Source organism: Hymenobacter ruber (assembly GCF_054783255.1).
In genome coordinates, this window is the sequence record NZ_BAAGQX010000002.1 from 81,629 (window position 1) to 105,066 (window position 23,438).

General features: G+C 60.6%; 19 protein-coding genes. 11 read left to right on the plus strand and 8 right to left on the minus strand.

Annotation, left to right across the window (positions count from 1 at the left end; all coding sequences use genetic code 11):
* Nucleotides 1–242 precede the first annotated feature (242 nt).
* Together ACYVM5_RS01040 and ACYVM5_RS01045 are read left to right on the plus strand one after the other, a co-directional pair.
* Entirely contained in the window at nucleotides 243–1,769 is a 1,527-nt protein-coding gene (locus tag ACYVM5_RS01040) for a DUF2271 domain-containing protein (protein ID WP_460616325.1), read from the plus strand.
* Entirely contained in the window at nucleotides 1,759–2,430 is a 672-nt protein-coding gene (locus ACYVM5_RS01045) for a PepSY-associated TM helix domain-containing protein (RefSeq protein ID WP_460616326.1), read from the plus strand. Before ACYVM5_RS01040 ends, ACYVM5_RS01045 begins: the two co-directional genes overlap by 11 nt.
* A gap of 74 nt (nucleotides 2,431–2,504) precedes the next feature.
* On the opposite strand, the gene ACYVM5_RS01050 is transcribed toward ACYVM5_RS01045, so the two are convergent.
* Nucleotides 2,505–3,071: a hypothetical protein gene (locus tag ACYVM5_RS01050; protein WP_460616327.1), complete on the minus strand. Its 567-nt coding sequence runs from the start codon at nucleotides 3,069–3,071 to the stop codon at nucleotides 2,505–2,507.
* 502 nt (nucleotides 3,072–3,573) lie between these two features.
* Here ACYVM5_RS01050 and ACYVM5_RS01055 point away from each other — a divergent pair.
* Entirely contained in the window at nucleotides 3,574–4,032 is a 459-nt protein-coding gene (locus ACYVM5_RS01055; RefSeq protein WP_460616328.1) for a hypothetical protein, read from the plus strand.
* 117 nt (nucleotides 4,033–4,149) lie between these two features.
* Entirely contained in the window at nucleotides 4,150–4,479 is a 330-nt protein-coding gene (locus ACYVM5_RS01060) for a hypothetical protein (protein WP_460616329.1), read from the plus strand.
* Between the two features lie 3 nt (nucleotides 4,480–4,482).
* Here the strand turns inward: ACYVM5_RS01060 and ACYVM5_RS01065 are convergent, their stop codons facing one another.
* The 4 genes from ACYVM5_RS01065 to ACYVM5_RS01080 form a co-directional block, all read right to left on the minus strand.
* Nucleotides 4,483–4,800, minus strand: a complete 318-nt coding sequence (locus ACYVM5_RS01065) for a putative quinol monooxygenase (protein WP_460616330.1) — start codon at nucleotides 4,798–4,800, stop codon at nucleotides 4,483–4,485.
* A 219-nt stretch (nucleotides 4,801–5,019) separates the two neighbouring features.
* Nucleotides 5,020–5,259, minus strand: coding sequence for a hypothetical protein (locus ACYVM5_RS01070; RefSeq protein ID WP_460616331.1), 240 nt, complete (start codon nucleotides 5,257–5,259; stop codon nucleotides 5,020–5,022).
* 195 nt (nucleotides 5,260–5,454) lie between these two features.
* A complete protein-coding gene (locus ACYVM5_RS01075; RefSeq protein WP_460616332.1) occupies nucleotides 5,455–5,838 on the minus strand; it encodes a hypothetical protein in 384 nt (127 codons plus the stop codon).
* Between the two features lie 111 nt (nucleotides 5,839–5,949).
* A complete protein-coding gene (locus ACYVM5_RS01080) occupies nucleotides 5,950–8,424 on the minus strand; it encodes a glycoside hydrolase family 31 protein (RefSeq protein WP_460616333.1) in 2,475 nt (824 codons plus the stop codon).
* 217 nt (nucleotides 8,425–8,641) lie between these two features.
* Between ACYVM5_RS01080 and ACYVM5_RS01085 the strand changes: the two genes are divergently transcribed.
* The 5 genes from ACYVM5_RS01085 (at nucleotide 8,642) to ACYVM5_RS01105 (ending at nucleotide 16,812) form a co-directional block, all read left to right on the plus strand.
* On the plus strand, nucleotides 8,642–10,036 hold the full coding sequence (locus ACYVM5_RS01085) for a glycosyltransferase family 4 protein (protein ID WP_460616334.1): 1,395 nt from the start codon (nucleotides 8,642–8,644) through the stop codon (nucleotides 10,034–10,036).
* Nucleotides 10,037–10,111: 75 nt separating this feature from the next.
* Entirely contained in the window at nucleotides 10,112–10,582 is a 471-nt protein-coding gene (locus ACYVM5_RS01090; RefSeq protein ID WP_460616335.1) for a YdeI/OmpD-associated family protein, read from the plus strand.
* 174 nt (nucleotides 10,583–10,756) lie between these two features.
* Nucleotides 10,757–12,628, plus strand: coding sequence for a glycoside hydrolase family 13 protein (locus tag ACYVM5_RS01095; RefSeq protein WP_460616336.1), 1,872 nt, complete (start codon nucleotides 10,757–10,759; stop codon nucleotides 12,626–12,628).
* 93 nt (nucleotides 12,629–12,721) lie between these two features.
* Nucleotides 12,722–14,020: a hypothetical protein gene (locus ACYVM5_RS01100; RefSeq protein ID WP_460616337.1), complete on the plus strand. Its 1,299-nt coding sequence runs from the start codon at nucleotides 12,722–12,724 to the stop codon at nucleotides 14,018–14,020.
* Between the two features lie 353 nt (nucleotides 14,021–14,373).
* Nucleotides 14,374–16,812 carry a glycoside hydrolase family 2 TIM barrel-domain containing protein gene (locus tag ACYVM5_RS01105; RefSeq protein ID WP_460617429.1) on the plus strand — a complete coding sequence of 813 codons (2,439 nt, stop codon included), beginning with the start codon at nucleotides 14,374–14,376 and terminating at the stop codon, nucleotides 16,810–16,812.
* A gap of 41 nt (nucleotides 16,813–16,853) precedes the next feature.
* Here the strand turns inward: ACYVM5_RS01105 and ACYVM5_RS01110 are convergent, their stop codons facing one another.
* Nucleotides 16,854–18,902, minus strand: coding sequence for a 1,4-alpha-glucan-branching protein (locus tag ACYVM5_RS01110; RefSeq protein ID WP_460616338.1), 2,049 nt, complete (start codon nucleotides 18,900–18,902; stop codon nucleotides 16,854–16,856).
* A 146-nt stretch (nucleotides 18,903–19,048) separates the two neighbouring features.
* On the opposite strand from ACYVM5_RS01110, the gene ggt reads away from it, so the two are divergent.
* Nucleotides 19,049–20,800: a gamma-glutamyltransferase gene (gene ggt / locus ACYVM5_RS01115; RefSeq protein ID WP_460616339.1), complete on the plus strand. Its 1,752-nt coding sequence runs from the start codon at nucleotides 19,049–19,051 to the stop codon at nucleotides 20,798–20,800.
* Nucleotides 20,801–21,014: 214 nt separating this feature from the next.
* Here ggt and ACYVM5_RS01120 read toward each other — a convergent pair whose 3' ends face one another.
* On the minus strand, nucleotides 21,015–21,386 hold the full coding sequence (locus ACYVM5_RS01120) for a hypothetical protein (RefSeq protein WP_460616340.1): 372 nt from the start codon (nucleotides 21,384–21,386) through the stop codon (nucleotides 21,015–21,017).
* Between the two features lie 103 nt (nucleotides 21,387–21,489).
* The gene (locus ACYVM5_RS01125) at nucleotides 21,490–22,560 is read right to left on the minus strand and encodes an NYN domain-containing protein (protein WP_460616341.1); all 1,071 of its coding nucleotides are present in this window, start codon (nucleotides 22,558–22,560) and stop codon (nucleotides 21,490–21,492) included.
* Between the two features lie 334 nt (nucleotides 22,561–22,894).
* Here ACYVM5_RS01125 and ACYVM5_RS01130 point away from each other — a divergent pair, with 334 nt between their 5' ends.
* Nucleotides 22,895–23,431 carry a GNAT family N-acetyltransferase gene (locus ACYVM5_RS01130; RefSeq protein ID WP_460616342.1) on the plus strand — a complete coding sequence of 179 codons (537 nt, stop codon included), beginning with the start codon at nucleotides 22,895–22,897 and terminating at the stop codon, nucleotides 23,429–23,431.
* Nucleotides 23,432–23,438 lie beyond the last annotated feature (7 nt).

Sequence of the window (23,438 nt, forward strand, 5' to 3'; positions counted from 1 at the left end):
CGGGTTAGGCTACGAATAACGGCGCTTGGTCGACACAAAGCAACGCGGAGGCCCCGGGCGGTGGACTGCTGGCCTGCCTGGTCCTTCTTTTGCAGCGCGAAACCGCGTCATGACGAGCGTAGAGACGCATACTTGCATCTTGGCGTTGAACTCTTCAACACCGAGCCGCAAATATGCGTCTCTACCCCAATCGGCTTTTGCAACGGGCTCACACGACCAATTAGATAAATTTCCCTCCGACAATGAATGTATTTCAACGCCGCATCGCCGGCCTTTCGCTGGTGCTGGCCACCCTCAGCACCCCTGCCTTTCTGCCCCATCGCGCCAGCAAGCTCTACGTTTCCGACTACGAGAACGTGCTGGGCACCTCCTTCGAGATGAAGGTGGCGGCCGACGCGGCCCAGCCCGCCGCCCGCGCCGAAACCGCCGCCCTGCACGAAGTCGACCGCCTGAACAAAATCCTCAGCGGCTACGATGCCAACAGCGAGTTCAGCCGTTGGCTGCGGGCCGGGCAAAAGCCGGTGGCCGTATCACCCGAACTGTACGAAGTGCTGGACTTATTCGAGCAGTGGCGGGTGAAAAGCGACGGTGCCCTGGATGCCTCGGCCGAAACCGTGGGCCAGCTCTGGCGCACAGCGGCGAAGCAGAACCGCCAGCCTTCGGAAGCAGAAATCGCCGCCGCTGTGGCCGCCGTACACCAGCAACACTATATCCTGAACACGGAAAACCACACCGCTCAGCGCCTCAGTAGCGCGCCGCTGGTGCTGAACTCCTTCGCCAAGAGCTACATCTTGAACAAAGCCGCCGACGCGGCCCTGGCGACGCCGGGCGTGAATGGCGTGGTGCTCAACATCGGCGGCGACATTCTGGTGCGGGGCGAGCACTCCGAGCAAATCAACGTGAGCAACCCCCGGGCCGATGCCGAAAACGACCTCCCGGTGGCCCAACTGCAGGTGAGCGACAAAACCATTGCCACCAGCGGCGACTACCGCCGCGGCGAGCTCATCGGCGGCCACTGGTATTCGCACATCATCGACCCGCGCACGGGCCGGCCGGCCAGCGAGGTCATCAGCGCCACGGTGGTGGCCGATAAGGCGACCGATGCCGGCGCGCTGGCCACGGCCCTCAACGTGCTGCCGCCTGCCGAAGGCCAGGCCCTGGTGGCCGCCGTGCCCGGCGCCGAGTTCATGCTCCTCACCGCCGACGGCCAGCGCCTGGAAAGCGCCGGCTGGCAGAAGCTGGAGCGCCCCGCCGCCCCGGCCGTGACCAAAGCACCGGCCGCTCCCACCAAAGACAAGCCCTGGGACCCCAATTACGAAGTGGCCCTCAGCCTGGAGCTGGCCACGCCGGAAGGCGGCGGGCGCGTGCACCGGCCCTTCGTGGCCGTGTGGGTGGTCGACAGCAAGAAGAAGCCCGTGCGCCAGCTTGCGCTGTGGTACAACAAGCCCCGCTGGCTGCACGACATGAGCGCCTGGTACGCCGCCTACAATGACCAGTTTGCGGCCGGCAACAACAGCATCAGCTCCACCACCAGCGCCACCCGCCCGGCGGGCAAGTACACCCTGAAATGGGACGGCAAGGACGACCAGGGCACTCCCGTGCCCCAGGGCAGCTACACGCTGATGGTGGAAGTGGCCCGCGAGCACGGCACCCACCAGCTCATGAAGCAGGAAATCAACAGCAAGAAGCCGCAGCATTTCGACCTGCCCGCCAACGAGGAAGTGGCCTCGGCCGCCGTGGACTATCGCAAGAAAACCGATGGCCAGTAGTCCCGCGTCCTTCCCCCAGAAGCCCTTCGGTGCGGCTCCCACCGGGAGCCCGGCCGGCAAGCCGAAATCAGTAGCGAAGAAGCGCACGGCCTCGTGGTCGCGCTGGCTGCACGTCTATTTGTCGATGCTGAGCTTCCTGGTGGTGCTGTTTTTCTCGGTTACGGGCATCACCCTGAACCACGCCGACTGGTTCGACGGGCAGGAGGTGGAAACCAAGCGCACCGGCACCCTGCCCGCCGCCTGGGTGAACGTGCCCGACACGGCCCGCATCAACAAGCTGGCCATTGTGGAGCGGCTGCGCAGCCAATACGCCCTGCGCGGGGCCGTGAGCGAATTTCGGATGGAGGACGAGCAGTGCAGCGTTTCCTTCAAAGGCCCCGGCTACAGCGCCGACGCCTTCATCAACCGCAAGGATGGCACCTTCGAGCTCACGGAATTGCGCCAGGGCTTGGTGGCCGTGCTCAACGACTTGCACAAGGGCCGCGACAGCGGCGCGGGCTGGAGCTGGGTCATCGACCTTTCGGCCGGCTTCCTTACGCTGGTGTCGCTCAGCGGGCTGGTGATGCTGTTTTTCCTGAAGAACAAGCGGGTGCGGGGCCTGCTGGTGGCCGTGGTGGGCGGGGCACTGTGCTACTTGGCCTACGGGCTATTGGTACCGTAGGGCTGGCCCGTAGCGCAAATTATAGTTAGACAAACGGCACAGTAGCGCAAACCACAAGTTTGCGCTACTGTGCGTTATGCGGGCTGCGCATCGGTAGCCGCAGCCCGCCGAAAGAGCAGCGCCGCCCCTGCCCACAGCACCACAAACATGCCCGTCACGCCCAGTACCTGCGCGGTGTTCCAGGCTTCATCGGCTGTGGCCGACCAGGGCCGCCAAATGAGCAGGGCCAGCAGCGGCACTGCCACTTGCGCCAGCGCCGCCGCCGCCATGGTGCGGGCCATGCCCAGCGCCCGGAAGCGCGCCAGCAGCGCCCCAACGGCGGCCACGGCCAGTACCCCGGCGTAGAGCAGGTTGGCCGGGTTGTTTTCGCTGCCGATGAGCCCCACAGCTCCGTTCAGCCAGATGAGGAGGAACCCCGCCGCCAGCGCCAGGCCCACGCCCAGCCGGTAAGCGGTAGTGTTGGCCCGGCTCGCCACCAGCTGGTACATCAGCCCGGTGCCAAACACCAGCCCGCCGGCAAACACAAAGTCGAACAACGTCCAGTTTACTTCTTTCGTGAACTGCATGGCCACCAGCGGAATCAGCAGAAGGAAGACCGTGACCAGCGCCAGGCGCGTGAGGTTTTTGCTTTGCAGAGTCATGAGATTGGGAGGAATAAGGTGAGGTGAAACGCCTGAGTAAAGTCCTGACTAGTATTCTCCCTAAGTGGTGGCTAGCTACACGACAGGAGACGGGTTAGGTTGACTACACAAAGCAAGCAAAAGAACTTTGCATTTCAAAGCTATTTCAAAAAGACATTATTCCGTCCTGGGTTTTGGATGCGGGTAAGCTGTTGGAAAATGCCGCGCTGCTTCCTGTTCCGATGGGAGCCAACGCTCAGGCGCGGCCGGGATGAAAGTTGAGCAAGCCCCGCCTTCGCTTCGGAAGCGCCCACCAGCAAAGACGTGTGCTGAACCCGGGAGGTCGGTTGGGTTTCATTTCATCCCCCGCTCGCCGTGGCTCTGTTGTCCCGACAGCGGATTTATCGCGCTACCACGTCCGCTTTTCTGCTATTTCTAATAACAGCTTAGGCACGGCAACAAATACTCAATCAGGTCGTTGTTTTGATTCCATCCACTTTCAACAACTTTCTTCCGGAATCCCATGAAGCCACTTTACATCATCTGTCTCTGTGCGTCTGCCCTGCTGCTGGGTAGTTGCAATAAGGGTAGCCAAGACCCCGTACCGGTTTCCTCCGCCCCACGCATTGCGGTGCGCTATGTGGTGGATGGAATAGATACAACTTTTACGCTTGTGCAAATACGCACCTATCCTCATGCGAAACCGGACTCCACGGCCTTCTACAAAATACAGGCGATGATGCGATTCTTCGGTCCTCATGACTGGCTGGTACACAAGCTTCCCCCGGGCTACGACCTTACGGCTTCGCTCCTCGTTCCGCCGTGCGGTAGCCGGCGAAAGGTGATGCCTCCGGGCGCGAGCTACACGCTGGAAATTCTGGTAAATGAGCGAGTGCGAAAGTCCGTTAAAATAACCGCCGGCTCAACGATTTACACCCCACCTGTCCAAACCGACATTCGCCTGCAATCCACGGAATTATAGTCTTGCTTGCCGAGTCCACGCTTTCTGGCATGTGCACGCTACGGCCTTTTCGCAATTGCTTGGTTCACGATTATAACCCGCTGTTTCGGAGTGCAATACCGAAGGAGCAGAACCGCCATGCGGGATGCACTGGCCTCCTCCAAGGCTAAGTTTCCGGCGCGGCTGGGCGACCAGCAGGACGCCGCAACTGCCCGGGGACGCGCCGCCGACATGCGCATACGGGCCGGCAATGCCTTTTACGAGGAACCCATCGAACTCTGCGCCCTCAGCAAGGACTTATACGCCACCACCGACGCCCGCAAATACGCCCACTACGTGGTGACCACCCCGGGGCCGCCTCAGACGCAGCGGCCGGGTGGACGGAAACGAAACAGGGCACCCCGTGGGGTGCTCTGTTGTGGTTTTGGAGGGACGGTTGCTGCTGGGACCTTACAATTGGTTACGTAACATTCAAGGAGCGGCGGCATACGGATGGGCGGAAATGCGTAGGGGCATCTCGGCCAGGAGGTCTAAAATCTCTTCCCGCAGTTCGTCGGCAAGGGGGCTGTTTTCATAGCTTGCCTTGGCTTCTTCAGAGCTGAAGACCTCAATATTCCACACCACGTCGGGGTCATCGTCTTCCCGTAGCATAATGAACCGGTCGGATGCCCCGGACTTATGCATTCCGATAGTGGCTAACTCCAGTAGCCGGTCGCCAAAGCCCGGCTTGGCCCGCATCTTAATGATGTATGTGGGCTGATTTTGCAGGAGCGTTGCGGCTTCTTTCATCGTTTATGGAATTTTAAATGGGTTTGCTTAATGGCTGATTAGCCCTGATGGCTTAAGCAACGCAGTGAATGTCTTTCCCAGATAATACCTCAAGAAACCTAAGCGGCCGAAGTAGCTGGCGCAACCTTCCCTTTCCCACCACTGGCGGCACCACGTTCACGCGCACCTCGCCGAAGCCGACGGGCACCACGAGGCGGGGCCGGCGTCTGGTGATGGGGCTTATTTGGGCCGGACACGGTTGGGGCCATCGGCCGGGCGGCCGGAGCGCCGGAAGGCGGCGGTGTCTTTGATGAACGGCGCGCCATAGGCCTTGCCCTTCGGGGCGGCTGCGCCTTTGGGGCGGGGCAGCGGTTTTACCGGCGGGTTTTTGGGTTGGGTGGCGGGGGTGGTTTGCGCCTGAGCGGTCCAGCAGAGACTCAGCAGCGCCACGCCAAGCAGGCAAGCGGATACACTTTTCATAACGGGAGAAAGGATGAATGGCGGAATATACTGCCCCTGACCAGAACCTTCCTTCAATAGCCAACGCCTCGCCCGCCCGCGGCCTACGTGGCGACGGACACGCCCGCCCCGCCCGCCGCCCCGGGGCCGCCCCAGGCGGAGCGGTCGGATGGGCGGGAACGAAACAGGGCACCCCGTGGGGTGCCCTGTTGTGGTTTATTCCTCTTCAATTTGCACAGCCACTTTCTTTTCTTCCAAGTCTGCTATGAGGTCATCCAAAGTATGGTGCTGCCATCCAGTAAAGCTGGGGGCTAAAATGGTGCATAACTCCCCACGTTCATAAAGACGTATTTTCTTTTGGCGAATTCCTTTACCGACAAGTTCTTTCAGGTAAGTGGCTTCCAATTCAGAATAGGATACATGGTGTTCCTGCCATCTTTTTGCGAAGCTGAAAGTGTATAGCACCAGCGAATTATGATTGACCTGAATTTTATAGGTCCGCTTTTTTATAATTAAATACCACCCATACCAAGACATTAATACTTGCCGTAAGAAAGCATAGTGCTTGAAATGAAAACGAGGCTTGGGAGAGAAAAACAAGCACCAGCAAATTCAGAGCGGCAAACTCAATGGCAATTTTATTATAGCTGATTGTATACATCTGATTGGGCAGAACTAGAATTAGCGCGGACCTGTGTTACGCGCCATTGTTTATGAAGCCGGAGCAACATCCCCCTTCCCCGCTCCACTCGGCACCACGTTCACGCGCACCTCGCCGAAGCTGACGGGCACCACGAGGCTGGGCAGGGTGAGGCCCGTTTCCAGCGTGGCATCGGTCACTTTAGCAGCTTGGCCGTCGGCGGTTACTTCGATGGCGCCGGCCACGCCGTGCAGCACCACGCGGTAGGTGGCGTAGCTGGGCGCGTAGTCGCCTTCGATGGCCTGGGTGAGCACGAGGTCGGTGGCGGAGCCGGTGACGGTGAAGCGGCGCACGGTTTTGTGGCCTTCGAGGTAGGCGTAGCCCTCGCCGCCGTCGTCGTAGAGGACGCTCTCGGCGGTGCCGTTTTTGTAGTACACGTGCAGGGTGAGCTCGGTGACGGGGGTTTCGCCCACGTACTGCATCACCGGCTGCATGGGCACCACCGCGCCGGCCTTGATGAAGAGCGGAATGCGGGTGAGGTCGGCCGCCGCCCAGACTTCGCTGCCGCCGGCCTGGGGCGTGTCGGTCCAGTAGTAGAACCAGTCGCCGCGGGGCAGGTACATCCAGCGGCCGTCGGCGCCGGGCTGGGTGATGGGGCACACCAGCAGGTGGTCGCCGAGGCCGAATTCGGCCATGCGCAGGTAGGTTTCGGTGTCGTTCTGGTCGAGGAAGGTGAGCGGGCGCAGCATGGGCGTGCCCTTGGTGGCGTACTGCCAGAAGGCGGTGTACATGTAGGGCAGCAGGCGGTAGCGCAGCTCGATGAAGTGGCGGGCCAGGTCGGTCACGGTGTCGCCGAAGCTCCAGGGCTCCTGGTCGCCGTGGTCGCCGGAGCTGTGGGTGCGGAAGAACGGGTGGAAGGCCCCCAGCGCAATCCAGCGCGCATAAAGCTCGCCGGTGGGCGTATCCACGAAGCCGCCGATGTCGGAGCCGATGAAGCTGAAGCCCGAGATGCTCAGGCGCTGGCACTGGATGTTGGCCAGCCAGAGGTGCTCCCAGCTGGCGATGTTGTCGCCGGTCCAGCCCGAGGAGTAGCGCTGGCCGCCGCTGTAGGTGCTGCGCGTGATGGTGAAGGGCCGGTTGGGGTAGCTGAACTTTTTCACGCCGTCGTTGGTGGCGCGGGCCATCTGCATGCCGTAGATGTTGTGGGCCTTCTGGTGTGAGGCCCAGTGCCCGTCGTACTCGAAGCGCACATCAGGCGGGAAGGTGCCCTTCTCGAACACCGCCGGCTCGTTCATGTCGTTCCACACGCCCTTCACGCCGATGTCCTGAATCAATTCCTGAAACAGCCCCGCCCACCACTCGCGCACCCGCGGCGCGGTGAAATCGGGGAAGTTGCAGAGGCCGGGCCACACCGAGCCCTTCATCAGCGGGCCATCGGCGCGGCGGCAGAAGTAGTCGTTGGCCACGCCCTCCTTGTACACCGAATACTCGGGGTCAATCTTGATGCCGGGGTCGATGATGACGATGGTTTTGAAGCCATCTTCGGCCAACTCCTGCACCATGCGCTTGGGCTCGGGGAAGTGCGCCTTGCTCCACGTGAAGCAGCGGTAGCCCTCCATGTAGTCGATGTCGAGGTAGAGCGCGTCGCAGGGAATCTTGCGGTCGCGCAGGCCGCTCGTGATTTCCTTCACGTTGGCCTCCGGGAAGTAGCTCCATTTGCACTGGTGGTAGCCCAGCGTCCAGAGCGGCGGCAGCTCGGGCGGGCAGGTGAGCAGGGTGTATTCCTGGGTCACCTCCATCAGCGTGGGGCCGTAGATGAAGTAGTAGTTCAGCTCGCCGCCCTGGGCCCAGAAGCTGGTCACGTCGGCGCGCTCGGCCGCGAAGTCGAAGCTGGCCTTAAAGGTGTTATCGAAGAAAATGCCGTGGGCAATTTTCTGGTGCAGCACGTGGTAGAACGGGATGTTCTTATACAGCGGGTCGGAGCCCTTCACGTAGCCGTAGGTATCGGAGCCCCAGTTGGTGAAGCGCTTGCCGCGCAGGTTCATGTTGTCGGGCTTGTCGCCGAGGCCGTAGTAGTGCACGCCGGCGGGCACCTGCTTGCTCATCTTCACGATGTCGTTGCCGGTGTCGTAGTCGTACTCCCAGTGGAAGCCTTTTTCGTCGTCGCTCAGGATGGTACCGGAGCGGTCGAGCACGCGCACTTTCAGGTTTTCCTTCTGAATAATGCAGATGAGGCGGGCCGTGGTGAGGCGGTAGTGGTCGGGCTTTTCGCGGAACTCCACCAGCGCCGGGGCCATGCGGGCTGAGGCATCGGCGGGCACGGCGTAGGAGAAATCAGGGTTCAGCGGCCCGTCGGTGAGGTAGCGGAAGCGCAGGATTTTGTCGCTGAGGACGTGCAGCAGCAGACGCACGCCATTCTGGCAATTGAAGAGGAAGCGGTGGTTATCTAATTCATCAACGCGAATGACTTCGCCGGGATAATGTTCCTGGTGGCTCTTGGCCGCCAGGTCGTTCACCATGTAGTTATTTTCCTGAATGAAATTCATAAGTAGTTTCTAAGCAAAGGGCAAAGGCCGGGCAGCGCAGCGGACAACACCCGTTGGCCGGGCCGATGAGCGACGAATGAAGTTCGCAAGATACTTTTTTCTGGGACTGCCAGGCGGTTTTTTTCGACAAATGCGGCCCCGCTGCCGTAGCATTGGGAGTTGATTCACGGCCGAGCTTCATCCCCAGGCGTTGGCTGATTGAATTTCCTACCCCGCTGTGCCCATAACCCCGCCCGAATTTTCCGTCTTGCTCCTGGCCTGGGACGATGCCGACCCCACCGTGGCCGTGCTCGGCGGGGCGGCCTTGCCCCCCACCCTGCCGCTGGTGTACCAACTGGCCGCACAGCAGCCGGTGCTGGCGGTTTATCCGCACCTGCCGGCAGGTGGGGGCAGAAGTGAGCATGGCACTGCTAACGCACCAGAAACGCCAAAAGCGCCGGCGACAGATGCCTCTGTTGCTGCTTCAGAAACTCCCGTTGCGGCTAATGCCGTGGCGGTTTCGGCCGCTACAGAAGTTGCTGCTGGTGCGGCGGACACCTTAGATTCGGCAGTGGATGGGCCGGGCCTACAAGTTTTGCCTGCGTTGGTTTCGGGAATGAGAGTGGCCGCACCGGCGTTGCAATCGCGCATTATCGGGCTGGCTGAGCTTGAAGCGCCAGTACCGGCCGCGTCCCCCGCCTCGGCAACTCCGACGGCGCCTTCAGCTACTCCGCTCCCTACGCTGCCCGCAACTCCCAGCCGCAGCCAGTGGCCTACGGGCATTCATGCGCCCGCCCTGGCCGGCCAGTGGCAGGCACCGGCCGCACCGTATCTGGGGGCGGGTTCGGGTGGTTTTTTCCCGCCCCCGCCCCCGGCCCCGCCCCAGCCGCTGGCAGTAGCAAAAAGTGCAAGTGCGCCGCAAACGGCGGCAGTACCCGGTTTCAGGCAGCTGAACGGCACTGCTTCTGCCATCGCTGCCATTTCAGTTCCCACTATCAAGCCCCGGCAGAACCCACAGGCCGGCGACCTGAATTTCGACCCCGACCCGGAGCTGCCCGCCGTACAGCACCCCGCCGTTTTTCAGGAAACCACGGAAGAAGTTGGGGCAGGGGAAGCCGCCGATATTTCGGCTCCCGAAGACGACCTCGTGCCCAACATACCCGCTGCTGAGGCGGAAGTACCGGCAGTGGCAGCCCCCGCTCCTATCCCGGCCGAACCCGCCGTGCCCACCGTCCTCAAGCCCCGGCTCGACGGCCTGAATTTTCGCATGATTCAGTACGCCCGGCAGGCGGCGCAGCTGGTGCGGGGCCGCGCCGCCGATTTTGGGGTAATTTATGCGCCCAACTGGCCGGCGTGGCTGGCGGCGCTTGAAATCCGCGCCAGCTCGGGCCGGCCGCTGGTGCTCTACCTCGCCGGCCTGGCTACCGACCTGCCCAACCCCGCCGAACACGGCTACCAACTGGAAATGGAACGCATGGCCATGCGCCGCGCCCGCCTCATCCTGGTGCCCGATGAAGCCCTGCGCCGCCGCCTGCTGGCCTTGTACGAAGACGCCGCCGGCAAAGTGCGCGTGGTAGCGGCCGGCGACGAGGCCGCCGTGCAGCACGCATTGGGCGAAGTAGCCCTGGCCTAAGCGGCCGGTGGCTTCATCGGGGAATGGCTTACTTTGTTGAAACAAGCCTTTTTCAATCCAAAAAATCCGCTCCGTATGCAGCCTGAACACGAATTTGAAGCAGTTTTAGAAGCGGGCTATGGCGACGCGGGCGTGTTCGTCGTGATACCGTTTTCGGTGCCGGAAGTGTATGGCAAGCGCGGCCAGCTGCCGGTACACGTCACCTTCGACGGCTACCCCTACCAGGGCAGTGCCGTGCCCCTCGGCGACGGCCACCACGCCCTGCTCATCCTCAAGCAAATCCGTAAGGCCATCGACAAAACCATCGGCGACACGGTGCGCGTAACCATGCGCCACGACACGGCGGTGCGCAAAATGGAAGCCCCCGCCGACCTCGCCGAGCAGCTGGCCGCCAATCCCAAAGCCGCTGCCTATTTTGACAAGCTGGCCTACACCCACCAGCGCGAGTTCGTGCGCTGGCTGGAAGGCGCCAAGCGCCCCGAAACGCGCGCCCGACGTTTGGCCGAGACGGTGGAGATGCTGGGCCAGGGCCGCAAGCGCCCGTAGCTTTTCCCTTTGTCAACTAGAACGTCATGCAGAGCGCAGCATCTTTATCGGAGGAGTAAACCAGTTGATTGAATTGCGTTGCGCGGTAAAGATGCTTCGCTGCGCTCTGCATGACGGTCCAAAAATCAATATTGTTCAGAACTTCCTCTCGTCAGTTTCCCACCCGTTTTCGTCATGCAAAAGCGCTTCCTGCTGCCCCTCCTGGCCCTGCTGCTCCCAACCCTTTCCAATGCTCAAACCGCCAGCATCGACCGCGTGAACCCCACCAACTGGTGGGTGGGCATGAAGAACCCCAGCGTGCAGGTGCTCATTCACGGCCCTGGCGCGGGCACGCTGGCTTACAGCATCAATTACCCCGGCGTGAAACTGGTGAAAACCAATACGGTTGAAAATCCCAACTATGCCTTTCTTGACCTGACTATTGCTCCCACCGCCAAGCCCGGCAAGGTGCAGATTATCGGCAAAAAAGGCAGCCAGACGGTGACGCAGACCTGGGAAATCCGCGCCCGCGACAAGTCACCAAAGGGTCAGGGCGTGACCGCCGCCGACTTCATCTACCTGGCCATGCCCGACCGGTTTGCCAACGGCGACCCGGCCAACGACAAATTCGCCGACCTGCGCGACCCGAACATGGACCGCGCCAACCCTTTCTTCCGCCACGGCGGCGATTTGCAGGGCGCGGCCCAGCGCATCGGCTACCTCAAAGACCTGGGCGTGACGGCCGTGTGGTTCACGCCGGTGCTGGAAAACAACCAGCCGCTCACCAACGAGGGCGGCACCATGCGCGCCTCCTACCACGGCTACGGCTTCACCGACCAATACAACGTGGACCGCCGCCTGGGCGGCAACGCGGCCTACAAAAGCTACGTGCAGCAGGCCCACGCCGCCGGCCTCAAAGTGGTGCAGGACGCCGTGTACAACCACGTGGGCAACACGCACTGGATTTTGCAGGATTTGCCGATGAAAAGCTGGCTGCACCAGTGGCCTACCTACACCAACACCACCTACCGCTACCAGTCCATCACGGACCCGCACGGTGCGCCTTCCGACCGTAAAGTCACGCTCGATGGCTGGTTCGTGCCCTTCCTGCCCGACCTCAACCAGAGCAACCCCTACGTGGCGAATTACCTGATTGAAAACGCCATCTGGAGCGTGGAGAATTTCGGCATTGATGCCTGGCGCATCGACACGTACATGTATAACGACCAGCCGTTTATGAACCGCTGCAACGCGGCGCTGCTGGCTGAGTACCCGCGGATTCACATCTTCGGCGAGTCGTCGGTGAACAACGTGGTGGACCAGTCTTATTACACAAAAAGCAACATCAATTTCCCGTTCAAGTCGAACCAGCCGGGCACGCTTGATTTCGTCCTCGAAAGCGCCATGCTCGATGCCCTGAAGCAGCCCGTGAGCTACGATGGTGGCGTGCAGCGCTTCTACCAAACCCTGGCCCAGGACGCGGTGTACCAGGACCCCACCAAACTGGTCACCTTCCTCGACAACCACGACCACGACCGGTACCTGTCCGTCATTGGCGACGACCTCGACAAGTATAAAATGGGCCTGACCTGGCTGCTCACCACCCGCGGCATCCCGAGCATGTACTACGGCACCGAAATCCTGATGAAGAATTTCAAAGACCCCACCGATGCCGAGGTGCGCCGCGATTTCCCCGGCGGCTGGCCTGGCGACAAGGAAGACAAATTTACCGCCGCCGGCCGCTCCACCCGCGAAAACGAAGCCTTTGACTTCGTGAAGAAACTAGCCACCTACCGCCGCGACCACAAAGTGTTGCACGACGGCAAGCTGATGCAGTACCTGCCCGAAAACGGCCTCTATGTGTACTTCCGCTACGATGCCAGCGGCACGGTGATGGTGGCGTCGAACACTTCCGACAAGCCGGCCACGCTGCCCACCGCCCGCTTCGTGGAGCGCATGAATGGCTTCACGAAAGCCCGCAATGTGCTGACGGGCGAGAGCCTGAGCAGCATTGCAAGCCTCGCGCTACCCGCCAAAACCGCCGTGGTGTTAGAACTGCTTAAGTAGCCGGCGAAATGGCGCTGCTACGTTTTACGGGCCAACCAATCCGCTCGGCGAAACAGGTAAAACCAGCATTTACGGAGTGTGTATCCTTGTTTGATGGATAAGAAAGGTAAACTCAACGCTATTATCAGCTCCTGTGAACGCGTCTTCGGACGCGGGGCGGCCAGTAGCTGGAAGCATAGTGATTTTGTTGACCTGAGTCGTGAAATCCTGCGTGACACGAAAGTCAACATCAGCCCCAATACGCTTAAACGTATTTTCGGAAAGATTTCAGTAGACGACGACTACTCGCCGCAACAGGCTACGATTGAAGCACTGGATAAATTTGGCGGCTACTCTGCGCAGGAAATCAACCATAACTCGCCTGCCGATACGTCCCGAGTTCAGGCGTTTGTTCCGGCTGTTGAACCGGCTCCGGTTACTGCCCCAGAGCCTAGCACGGCCCACAAAACCTGGAGCTTAAAAGACCACAAAGCCGGGCTACTTCTGACGGCTACTATCCTGGTTATTCTGGGACTGCTAACGTCAAAACTCATCTGGCCTGGCAGCCAGTCTGCGGGCCGAATTCGTCTGACCGATACCGAAGGGACGCTGCCGGCAACTGCCTTTTTCAGCCTACAAGCTCCTCCCCGCAAAGACAGCCTGTTCGTTGATTTTGGCGACAAATCCTCGATGGTTTACGTGATGCCGGGCCAGGAAAACACGGCGCATAACTACTTGTATCCCGGCGTATTTACGGTGAAGTTGCGGACTCGGCAAGACACCGTTTCCACCACCAAGGTATTTGTCCGCTCCAATGGGTGGCTGGGCTTAGGCTTCAATCGTCCGCAGGATTTGCCCAGCCATTACTACGCCTTTCCGGCCGTGAGGACCGGGCCGGACAGCATGTTCCACATTGCTAACCGCGAACTGCACAAGATAGGACTAGACACCACCAGCCAGTTCTTCACCCGGCTTTGCAACTTCACCCCTATCGAGACAAACACAGACAATTTCGTATTTGAAGCCACCTTTAAAAACGAGAGCCAGGGCACTAGAATTTATTGCCGCAGCAGCCAGTTCCAGATAACAGGCTTCAATAATATCCTGCGTTTTAAGCTCGTGAACCCCGGCTGTAGCTACCGGATATTGAATGTGGTGAGCGAGCAGAATTTTCGGGGCAATCAAATAAACCTCTCTCAATTTGTGATTAATCCTGACCAATGGAACACGGTGAAATTGGTCAATAAGAACAAGCACGTTTCATTGTTCGTGAATAACAAATTGCTATTTACAGGCAGCTATAAAAAATCGCTGGGCAAAATAAAGGGGGTATTCCTGGAATTTGAAGGGAATGGCTACATCAAACGCTGCGAACTGACTACTCCCGAAGGAAGTCCCTTGTATCGTTTCTAAAAGGCTATAGAAACGATACGATGGCTGAGTGCTATACGCATCCGGCAGTTTGGCCCTGTTCGCATCACATCCGGGGCATTTTATACCTGGCTGATTGGCCAGGCATAGTTACCACTGAGTTCACACGAAGGATTTTTATTAACACAATCTATTGCATGTCAATGGATTGTACTGTCCATTGTTTTGGACAGACTTTGGTCAAGGGAGCATAGGAGCTTGGGGCAGGGCAATGGATAATTTTGACCATTCTCACTGCGGTATTCAATCGGATTAGCGGCAATTACTCCGCCGGTTTCTCAATTCCCACATCACTTCCTATGCCCACCCCTATATCCCTCGAAAGCCTGTGGCGGATGCCCAGAGCAGCGAAGTTGAAAAAACTGAAGACGGTATTCTTTCTAATTACAATCACGCTTTGCTTCACAAACTCACTTTTTGCCCAAAGCAATAAGCAGGATGTTAGAATAAACCAGCTTTTCAATTTTGGTTGGAAATTCCAAGCGGGCGACGTTTCAAACGCGCAAAACCAGACGTTCGACGACAGCAACTGGCGCAAACTGGATTTGCCCCACGATTTTCAGTTTGAGCAGCCCTGGGATAAAGACGCCAGCCGCGGCCGGGGTTTCAAAGCCATGGGCATCGGCTGGTACCGCAAAACCTTCAAAGCCGACCCCACCTGGAAAGGCAAACGTATTCTGCTCGATTTCGAGGGCATCATGCTCAACGGGAAGGTTTGGCTGAACGGCAAGGAAATCGGGAAAACGGACTACGGCTACCTGGGTTTTGAATCGGATATCGCCGACATTATCAAATATGATGGCGACAACGTAGTGGCGGTGCGGTCCTCGACGGGCGAAAACGGCAACTCCCGCTGGTACACCGGCGGCGGGCTATTTCGGGATGTGCATTTGGTGGTACGAGACAGCGTCTCCATTGCCCGGCACGGCATTTTTATCACCACGCCCAGCATTTCGGCGCAGCAGGCCGAAGTCAGCGTGCAGGTGGAAGTAGCGGGCATTCGGAACAAGCAATACGAACTGGAAATCAACACGAAGCTGTTTTCGCCCGACGGGAAGCAAGTCGCGGAAACGAAAACAATGGCGCCGCAAAAAGCGAAGCTGGCCACCGTTGAGGTTCTCTTGCCAAAGGTTACTGTTGCGAATCCGCAGCTGTGGTCGTGCGAAACGCCTAACCTTTACTCGGCCGAAGTGGCCCTGGTTTTGAACGGGAAAGTGGTTGACAAACTCACGAAACGGTTTGGCATTCGCACCATTGAGTTCTCCAAAGAATTCGGCTTGAAGCTGAATGGCAAGAAAGTTTTTCTGAAAGGCGTGGCCAACCACGACGACTTGGGGGCGGTAGGCGTGGCGGCTTACAAAACATCAATCGCCCGGATGATGGACCGGCTCAAATCCTTCGGCTTCAACCATATCCGCACCTCGCACAATCCTTATTCCGAGTCGTTTTTTGACCTGGCCGATGAAAAGGGCATTCTGGTAGTTGATGAGTTGTATGACAAATGGGGCAGCACCGTGGCTTGGTCCGGCAGCGCGCCCTGGACCGAGCTGTGGTTCAACAGCATGAAGGAGTGGATAAAGCGCGACCGCAACCATCCGTCGGTTATCATGTGGAGCTTCGGCAATGAGCTGCAGTTCCAGGAAGAACGGTGGGGCTTTGCCACCGGGGATTGGGGCCAAACCACCTACCGCATCATGGACGTGGTGGCCAAACGCTACGACCCGACCCGCAAAACCACCGTGGCCATGTACCCGGCCCGGGCGGGCGGGATTATCAAAGCCAACCCGGATTTCAAGGTGAAAGAGAACATTGTTCCGCCCGAACTCGCCACCATCACCGATGTTGCCAGTTTCAACTACGTCTGGAATGATTATCAAGAGTATCTGAAGCACGCACCCAACATGATTATCTACCAGAGTGAGGCGGTAACCAACGAGTTGGCCGCGCCTTTCTTTGGGATGGACCGCGATAAAATGGTGGGCTTGGCGTACTGGGGCGCCATTGAATACTGGGGCGAGTCGGACGGCTGGCCCAAGAAAGGCTGGAATTATTCCTTCTTCAATCAGTCGCTGGAGCCTTTCCCCCAGGCGTGGCTGACCAAAAGCATTTTCCAGGATGAGCCGGTCGTGCACATCGGGGTGGTTGATAACGAGGGCGAATCGAAGCTGTGGAACGACGTGATGGTGGGCCAAAAGGTGATTTCGTCGCACTGGAATCGGCAGGCAGGGAAAACGTACAACCTCTATACCTACACCAATGCCGACGAGGTAGAACTGCTGGTGAACGGCAAATCCATCGGGGTGCAGCAGAACTCGGCCGACGTCACGAAGCGCAATACCATCTTCTGGAAAGACGTGCCCTACACGCCCGGCAAGCTTACCGCCATTGCCCGCAAGGGCGGTAAAGAAGTAGCCCGGCACGAGTTGGAGACGACCGGCAAAGCCGTGGCCTTACAGCTGGAAACGGAAAACGCCGCCTGGAAAGCCGACGGCATGGACCTCCAGTATGTGCGCGTATACGCCGTTGACAGCAAGGGCAATAAGGTGGTGACCACGCCCGGGGAAGTCACGTTTGATGTCAGCGGGGCCGCCCGTCTGATTGCAGTAGACAATGGCAATCACACGAGCGACGACTTATTTGCTGGCAACAAAAAAGCGTTTTACAACGGCTTTGCCATGGCCATTCTACGGGCCGACCAAAAAGCAGGAAGCGTGAAGTTAAAAGTCACTGCGCCAGGTTTGAAGGGGGTTAATAAAATCTTGGCAGTAAAATAGCTTGCCGACCTACAAGCTTATTCAAGAGGGGGCGCTCAACGCTACTTACGAGCCAGTACCAGCGCCACCCGGCTCGGCACATACAGGCTGAGTTGGTGCTCATACGTCTCGTACTCGTAGCCCTCATCGGGCCGGTCGAAGCCGCCGAAACGGCTATTATCCGACGAGAGCACCACGCGGTATTTGCCCTCTTCCGTCACCCAGAAACGGTAGTCAACAAGGCTTTTTTCGACGTGGAAATTCACCACGAATACCAGTCCGGCGCGCTCGAATACCAGCACCTTGTTTTCCTCGTCGTGCTTCAATAAAACGGCCGGGCCAGCGCCCAGCAGGTGGCGAGCTTTGGCCAGGTGAATCATGGCTTTGTCGAACTCGCCGAGCTGGTGGTATTTCAGCTCGGGGTTGTCGCCCAGACTCCACTGGCGGCGGGCGAAATGGTAGCTCCAGTTGTTGCCCTCGCGGGGGAAATCGACCCACTCGGGGTGGCCGAATTCGTTGCCGATGAAGGTGAGGTAGCCCTCGCCGCCGGTGGCCAGCGTGACCAGGCGGATGAGCTTGTGCAGGGCCACGCCGCGGGCCGCGCCGGGGTCGCCGTCCATGACGTGCATGTGGGTGTAGATGCCGGCGTCAATCAGCCAGTGCAGCAGGGTTTTGTCGCCCACCAGGGCCTGGTCGTGGCTTTCGGCGTAGGCAATAGTTTTCTCGCCGGCGCGACGGTTGGTGAGGGTGTGCCAGAGGTCGCCGAGGGGCCAGTTTTCGTCGGGGGTGTGCTTGAGGAGCTTAATCCAGTAATCAGGAATGCCCATGGCCAGGCGGTAATCGAAACCCACGCCGCCTTCCTTGATGGGCCGGCACAGGCCGGGCAGGCCGCTCATGTCCTCGGCCACCAGGATGCTGCCTTTTTTGAACTCATGGGCCAGCGTGGTAGCCAACTGCAGGTACAGAATAGCGTCCTCATCGGCGGCCTCGCCGAAGTAGTTATCGTAGCCCATGAAGGCCACGCCCTCGCCGTGGTGGTGGTAGAGCATGCTGGTCACGCCATCGAAACGAAAGCCGTCGAAGTGGAATTCTTCGAGCCAGTAGCGCAGGTTGGAGAGTAGGAACTGCTGCACCTCGGGGCGGCCGTAGTCGAAGAGCTTGCTGTCCCAGCCGGGGTGGTTGCCGCGCTCGCCTTTGTGGAAGTAGAGGTTGCCGGAGCCGTCGAAATCGGCCAGGCCCTCGGCCTCATTTTTCACGGCGTGGGAGTGCACGATGTCGAGCAGCACGGCAATGCCGCGCCGGTGGGCTTCGTCGATGAGAAACTTCAAATCCTCGGGCGTGCCGAAGCGGGAACTGGCGGCAAACAAATTGGCCACGTGATAGCCGAAGGAGCCGTAGTACGGGTGCTCCATGATGGCCATGAGTTGCACAGTATTATAGCCGTCAGCCTCGATGCGGGGCAGGATATTTTCGGCGAATTCGCGGTAGGTGCCCACGCGGCTTTCCTCGGTGGCCATGCCCACGTGGGCCTCGTAGATGAGTGGCTCCTTAACGGCGGTGGCAAGCTTGAACTTCTGGTCGGTCCAGCGGAATTCGGTTTCGGGCCGCCAGATTTGGCCGGCGAAGTCCTTGGTCTGCTCGTCCTGCACGGCGCGGCGCAGGGTGGCGGGCAGGCGGTCTTTGCCCTGGCCGTTGGCCGCCACGTGCACCTTGAAACGGCTGCCGTGGCGCAGGCGTTGGTCGTATTCCGCATCGGGCAAAAACACCTCCCACACCCCGAAATCCAGCTTTTGCAGTGGGTTGGCGCCACGGTCCCAGCCGTTGAAATCGCCAACCAGCGACAGGTAGTCGGCCCCGGGTGCCCACTCGCGGTACACCCAGCCGCCACGCTTGGCGTCGTGGTTCAGGCCCAGCTGCTGGTGGGCGGTGGCATAGTTCAGCAGCGAGCCGTGGTATTGCTCGATTTCGGCCAAGCGGGCCTGCAGGCGGGCCTGGCGCTGGCGCAGCACCGGCTCGAAGGGCGCGAGCCAGGCGTCGTTTTTCACGAGGGCGAGCGGAGCCGGGCGGCGGGCTTTGGGAGCGGCGGAGGCAGTGGGTTTCGATGCAGCCATGATGCGGGAAGGTTTGGGCCAAATGTAACGCGCCGCCACTGCCGGCTTGGCGGCGGCGGGTGCTCGGCGGCAATTTATACGGACTGGCCGGCAATTTCGGCCCCGCAATAGCAATCCGCTGAAACATGGCGTTATTTTGCCCAATGATGAAATACCGTCTACTGACCATTCCGCTGGCGCTGCTGCTGGCCTGCTCGGCCGAGCGGCCGGTCACGTCCACCTCGCGGGCTTTTGAAGGGTCGCTGGGCACGCCGCCGCCCAAGGCCGCTGCGCCCAAGCTGGCCCGCTACGCCATGGTGGTATCGGCCCACCCTGAAGCGTCCAAAATCGGCACCCTGATTCTCCAGCGCGGCGGCAATGCCTACGATGCGGCTGTGGCCGTGCAGTTTGCCCTGGCCGTGGCCCTGCCCGTGGCCGGCAACATTGGCGGCGGTGGCTTCCTGCTCTACCGCGACCGCAACGGCTCGGCCGGCTCCCTCGATTTCCGCGAAACGGCCCCAGCCGGGGCTTCGCGGGATATGTACCTCGACAAGCAGGGCAACGTGGTGCCCGACCTGAGCACCGCCGGCCCGCTGGCCGTGGGCACGCCCGGCACCGTGGCCGGCATGGTAACCCTGCACAAGCAATTGGGCAAGCTTTCGTGGGCCACGCTGGTGCAGCCGGCCGTGGCGCTCGCCACCCGGGGCTTCCCGCTCACGGCCAAGGAGGCCGCTGGCCTCAACCGCACCCGTGCCGATTTTCAGAAGTATAATCCCGGCAACCCGCCGGCCTACGTGCGCCCCGGTGGCGGCGACTGGCAGCCCGGCGACACCCTGCGCCTGCCCGAGCTGGCCCGCACCCTCACCCGCGTGCGCGACCAGGGCCGCGCCGGCTTCTACAAGGGCGAGACCGCCCGCCTGCTGCTCAGCGAGATGAAGCGCGGCGGCGGCCTCGTGAGCCAGGCCGACCTCGACGCCTACAAAGCCAAGTGGCGTGAGCCCCTGCGCGGCCACTACCGTGATTACGATGTAATTACCATGCCGCCGCCCAGCTCGGGCGGCGTGGCCCTGTTGCAAATGCTGCAAATGCTGGAGCCCATGGACCTGGCCCAGGCCGGCTACCACACGCCCCTGGCCGTGCATTACATCACCGAGGCCGAGCGGCGCGTGTACGCCGACCGCGCCACCTACCTCGGCGACCCGGATTTCGGCTTCGTGCCCGTGCAAAAGCTGCTCGATGTGGACTACAACCGCCAGCGGGCGGCTTCCATGCGTCCCAAGGGCAGGGCCACGGCCAGCAGCGCCGTGGCGGCCGGCGCCAACCTGCCCGGCTACGAGAGCGACGAAACCACCCATTACAGCATCGTGGATGCCCTCGGCAATGCCGTGAGCTGCACCACCACCCTCAATGGGGCCTACGGCAGCAAAGTGGTGGTGCCCGGCGCGGGCTTTTTGCTGAATAATGAGATGGACGACTTCTCGGCCAAGGCCGGCGTGCCCAACTCTTACGGCCTGGTGGGCGGCACCGCCAACGCCATCGCCCCGGGCAAGCGCATGCTCAGCAGCATGACGCCTACCATCCTCACGCGCAACGGCAAAGTGGCGCTGGTGACCGGTACCCCCGGCGGCAGCACCATCATTACCAGCGTATTGCAAAGCATTCTGGGCATCGTGGACTACGGCCTGAACGCCCAGCAGGTGGTGACGGCGCCGCGCCTGCACCACCAGTGGCTGCCCGACCAGATTGAGGTTGAAGCCGGGGCGCTGCTGCCCGTAGCGCAGGACACACTGCGCGCCCGCGGCTATCACGTCAACCCACACCTGCCCTGGGGCCGGCTCGACATCATCCACATCCTGCCCGATGGCACCCTGGAAGGCGGTGCCGACCCGCGCGGCGACGATACGGCGCTGGGGTATTGATTAACGGTTAACGGTTAACGGTTAACGGTTAACGGTTAACGGTTAACGGTTAACGAAAGAACGTCATGCTGAGCGCAGTCGAAGCATCCCTACCGCAGGAGTAAATAATTACTATTGCGGTAGGGATGCTTCGACTGCGCTCAGCATGACGTTCTTGGTTTTGGGTTGCGCTCATCAAACCAGCAACCCAGACACTACTTAGCTAAGCCGCAGCTTAGTGCTGCACCACTTGCGAGGCGGCAATGTGGCGCAGGTTGCCGGCGGCCGCAATCAGCTTCTGGCTGAGCTCGCGGGCTTTGTCGCCTTCGCCGCTGAAGTTGTGGGTGGTGAGGGCGGCTTTGGCCGTCATCTCGCCGAGGTTCTGAAAGGCCTGGGCCATGCCGGCGGCGTTGTTGCCGCTGATGTGGTTGCGCAGGGATTCGAGCTCGGTCACCATGAGGCGAGTGGCGGGCTGGTCGATGCTGCGCAGGTGCTGAATCCAATTTTCGAGGTGGTTCAGGCCCTTGCCCGGGTCAACGTGAAAGCCTGCGTTGTTGACGTCGAACAACAGGCGAATGCTGGATTCTGCTTCGGAGATAAAGCTCATGAAACGAAAAAATAAGGGATGAAAAAGGAACGGGAACGGCCCAGGCGCGCGTCAGCCAGAGGCCGGCGCGCCGTTCGGCGGCCAAAGATAACCGGCGGGGCGGCTAGTTTTCGGTGCCGGGGTGGAGTTCCTGCACGTCGGGGTGGCTGTAGTTGACCACGATGACGGAAAACGGGTGCGGTTCGCCCTCGCGCTTCTCGATGCGGATGGTGCCGGCATCGCGCAGCTTGTTGAGCTGGTCGCGGCGCTCGTAGTCGGGCAGTTCGGGCAGCTCGTCAGTGAGCAGGCGCATGAACGGGCCCAGCCACAGCTCCGTCACGCGGCGCTGCTGCTTGGCTTCGAGCTTCTGAAATTCGGCCAGCATGAAGGCCAGGGTGCGTCGCTCCATATCGGTGGTCAGGCGGCGGACGGGGGCAAATTCGGGCACGTCGTCGCGCGACACAAACGGCCGGGGAGCTGCCGGCACGATGGGCCGCGGGGCGCTGGCCGACGGTACGGGCACTACTTTAGGCAAGGGCACCGCGGCGTCGCCCCCACTATCGGCGCGGGCGGCCAGCGCGGCGGCCGAGGGCACGCCGGCCAGGCCCTGCTCACGCAGGCGGCGGCTTTCCTCAATGGAGCGCTGGCGGTCGGCTCGGCGTTTTTCGAGCTGCTCCACGCGCTCAATCGACAGCAAATCGCGGGCGTCGATGAACTGCGCGGAGCCGATATTCTGGAGCAAATCGCCGGACACGGACTCGCGGAAGCCCGCCACCAGCACCTGCCGGGCCTGCCGGCGCAGGTGCTGCAGCACGGGAATGTAGTCGCGGTCGCCGGCCACAAGCACAAAGGTGCCGATGTCGGGCCGGGTGTACATCACCTCCAGCGCGTCGATGCAAAGCTGCATGTCGGCGGCGTTTTTGTGGTCGGTGCCCAGCACGTTGCGGGTGCTCACGCCCATGAGGTAGAGGGCGCCCTGGGGCGCGGTGGCCAGGCGCTCAAAGTCGGCGTAAGCGTAGCTGATGAGGCTATCGAGGCCCTTGTCGCTGAGCTGCTCGCGCAGGGTGCGCACAATGTCCAGGCAGATGTCGTTGAGGTCGGGCGGGTCGTGAAAGTGGTTTTTCAGGAAGTAATAGACGTTCTCAAAATCGATGAAAACGGCCGCGTAGGGGGATGCTGTCGGTTTGGGCAACATGGTGCTGAAATACTAAGTCCTATCACGAAAAAACAGCGCTGAGGGAAGACCAGAACATTTAAACAACACGCACCCTGTCAGCAATTGCGCCGGCTGTGGCTACCGGCGAAATGCGCCTGACGGGCTGATAAGCGAAGCCGTAGCTTACCAGCTTATCATTTACTTTGAAGGAATAAAGGTACGCAGCCGGGCCACTGGTTTAGCAACCACTGCGGCACTGGGGATGAAACCGCTCCGCTCCCAGACAGTTATCAGCGGGTGCGAAGCCGCAACCACCGGCCCGCATCAGCGGCTGATGCGGCCGCAGTACCTTCGCCGCTCCTCCCCTACTCCTATGCTGCCTTTCGATAGCGCCCGCCTGCATTTTCGCCCCCTCACCGATGCCGACACGGCCGGCATATTCGCGCTCGATTCCGACCCGGCCGTGCACCGCTACCTGGGCGGCATTGGCGGGCACATGGTGAGCGAGCCGGCCCAAAGCCTGGCCATGATTCGCTACATTCAGGAACAGTACACAGCCAACGGCATCGGGCGCTGGGCCGTGGTGCTGCGCGAAACCGGCGAGTTTATGGGCTGGGCCGGGCTGAAGCTGGTAGCTGGGCCCATCAACGGTCAGCGCGATTTCTACGACCTGGGCTACCGGTTTCTGCCGCGCTTCTGGGGCCAGGGCTACGGCTTCGAGGCCGCCCGGGCCTGGCTGGATTATGGATTTGAGGTGCTGCACCTGTCCCGCATCTGCGCTTACGCCGATGCGCACAACGTAGCGTCGCGCCGCATTCTGACCAAAATCGGCTTGCGCGAGGGGCCGGAGTTTCTGGTGGAAGGTATGCCGTGCGTGTGGTACGAGGCAGATGCGCCGCAGCAGGCGTAAGCACCAG

What these genes read in the sequence shown, in the direction of transcription:
- ACYVM5_RS01120 (WP_460616340.1), bottom strand. Translation starts at nt 21,386, where the DNA reads ATGAGCTTTATCTCCGAAGCAGAATCCAGCATTCGCCTGTTGTTCGAC.
- ACYVM5_RS01055 (WP_460616328.1), top strand. Translation starts at nt 3,574, where the DNA reads ATGAAGCCACTTTACATCATCTGTCTCTGTGCGTCTGCCCTGCTGCTG.
- ggt (WP_460616339.1), top strand. Translation starts at nt 19,049, where the DNA reads ATGAAATACCGTCTACTGACCATTCCGCTGGCGCTGCTGCTGGCCTGC.
- ACYVM5_RS01125 (WP_460616341.1), bottom strand. Translation starts at nt 22,560, where the DNA reads ATGTTGCCCAAACCGACAGCATCCCCCTACGCGGCCGTTTTCATCGAT.
- ACYVM5_RS01060 (WP_460616329.1), top strand. Translation starts at nt 4,150, where the DNA reads ATGCGGGATGCACTGGCCTCCTCCAAGGCTAAGTTTCCGGCGCGGCTG.
- ACYVM5_RS01105 (WP_460617429.1), top strand. Translation starts at nt 14,374, where the DNA reads ATGCCCAGAGCAGCGAAGTTGAAAAAACTGAAGACGGTATTCTTTCTA.
- ACYVM5_RS01045 (WP_460616326.1), top strand. Translation starts at nt 1,759, where the DNA reads ATGGCCAGTAGTCCCGCGTCCTTCCCCCAGAAGCCCTTCGGTGCGGCT.
- ACYVM5_RS01090 (WP_460616335.1), top strand. Translation starts at nt 10,112, where the DNA reads ATGCAGCCTGAACACGAATTTGAAGCAGTTTTAGAAGCGGGCTATGGC.
- ACYVM5_RS01040 (WP_460616325.1), top strand. Translation starts at nt 243, where the DNA reads ATGAATGTATTTCAACGCCGCATCGCCGGCCTTTCGCTGGTGCTGGCC.
- ACYVM5_RS01065 (WP_460616330.1), bottom strand. Translation starts at nt 4,800, where the DNA reads ATGAAAGAAGCCGCAACGCTCCTGCAAAATCAGCCCACATACATCATT.
- ACYVM5_RS01095 (WP_460616336.1), top strand. Translation starts at nt 10,757, where the DNA reads ATGCAAAAGCGCTTCCTGCTGCCCCTCCTGGCCCTGCTGCTCCCAACC.
- ACYVM5_RS01110 (WP_460616338.1), bottom strand. Translation starts at nt 18,902, where the DNA reads ATGGCTGCATCGAAACCCACTGCCTCCGCCGCTCCCAAAGCCCGCCGC.
- ACYVM5_RS01100 (WP_460616337.1), top strand. Translation starts at nt 12,722, where the DNA reads ATGGATAAGAAAGGTAAACTCAACGCTATTATCAGCTCCTGTGAACGC.
- ACYVM5_RS01080 (WP_460616333.1), bottom strand. Translation starts at nt 8,424, where the DNA reads ATGAATTTCATTCAGGAAAATAACTACATGGTGAACGACCTGGCGGCC.
- ACYVM5_RS01130 (WP_460616342.1), top strand. Translation starts at nt 22,895, where the DNA reads ATGCTGCCTTTCGATAGCGCCCGCCTGCATTTTCGCCCCCTCACCGAT.
- ACYVM5_RS01050 (WP_460616327.1), bottom strand. Translation starts at nt 3,071, where the DNA reads ATGACTCTGCAAAGCAAAAACCTCACGCGCCTGGCGCTGGTCACGGTC.
- ACYVM5_RS01070 (WP_460616331.1), bottom strand. Translation starts at nt 5,259, where the DNA reads ATGAAAAGTGTATCCGCTTGCCTGCTTGGCGTGGCGCTGCTGAGTCTC.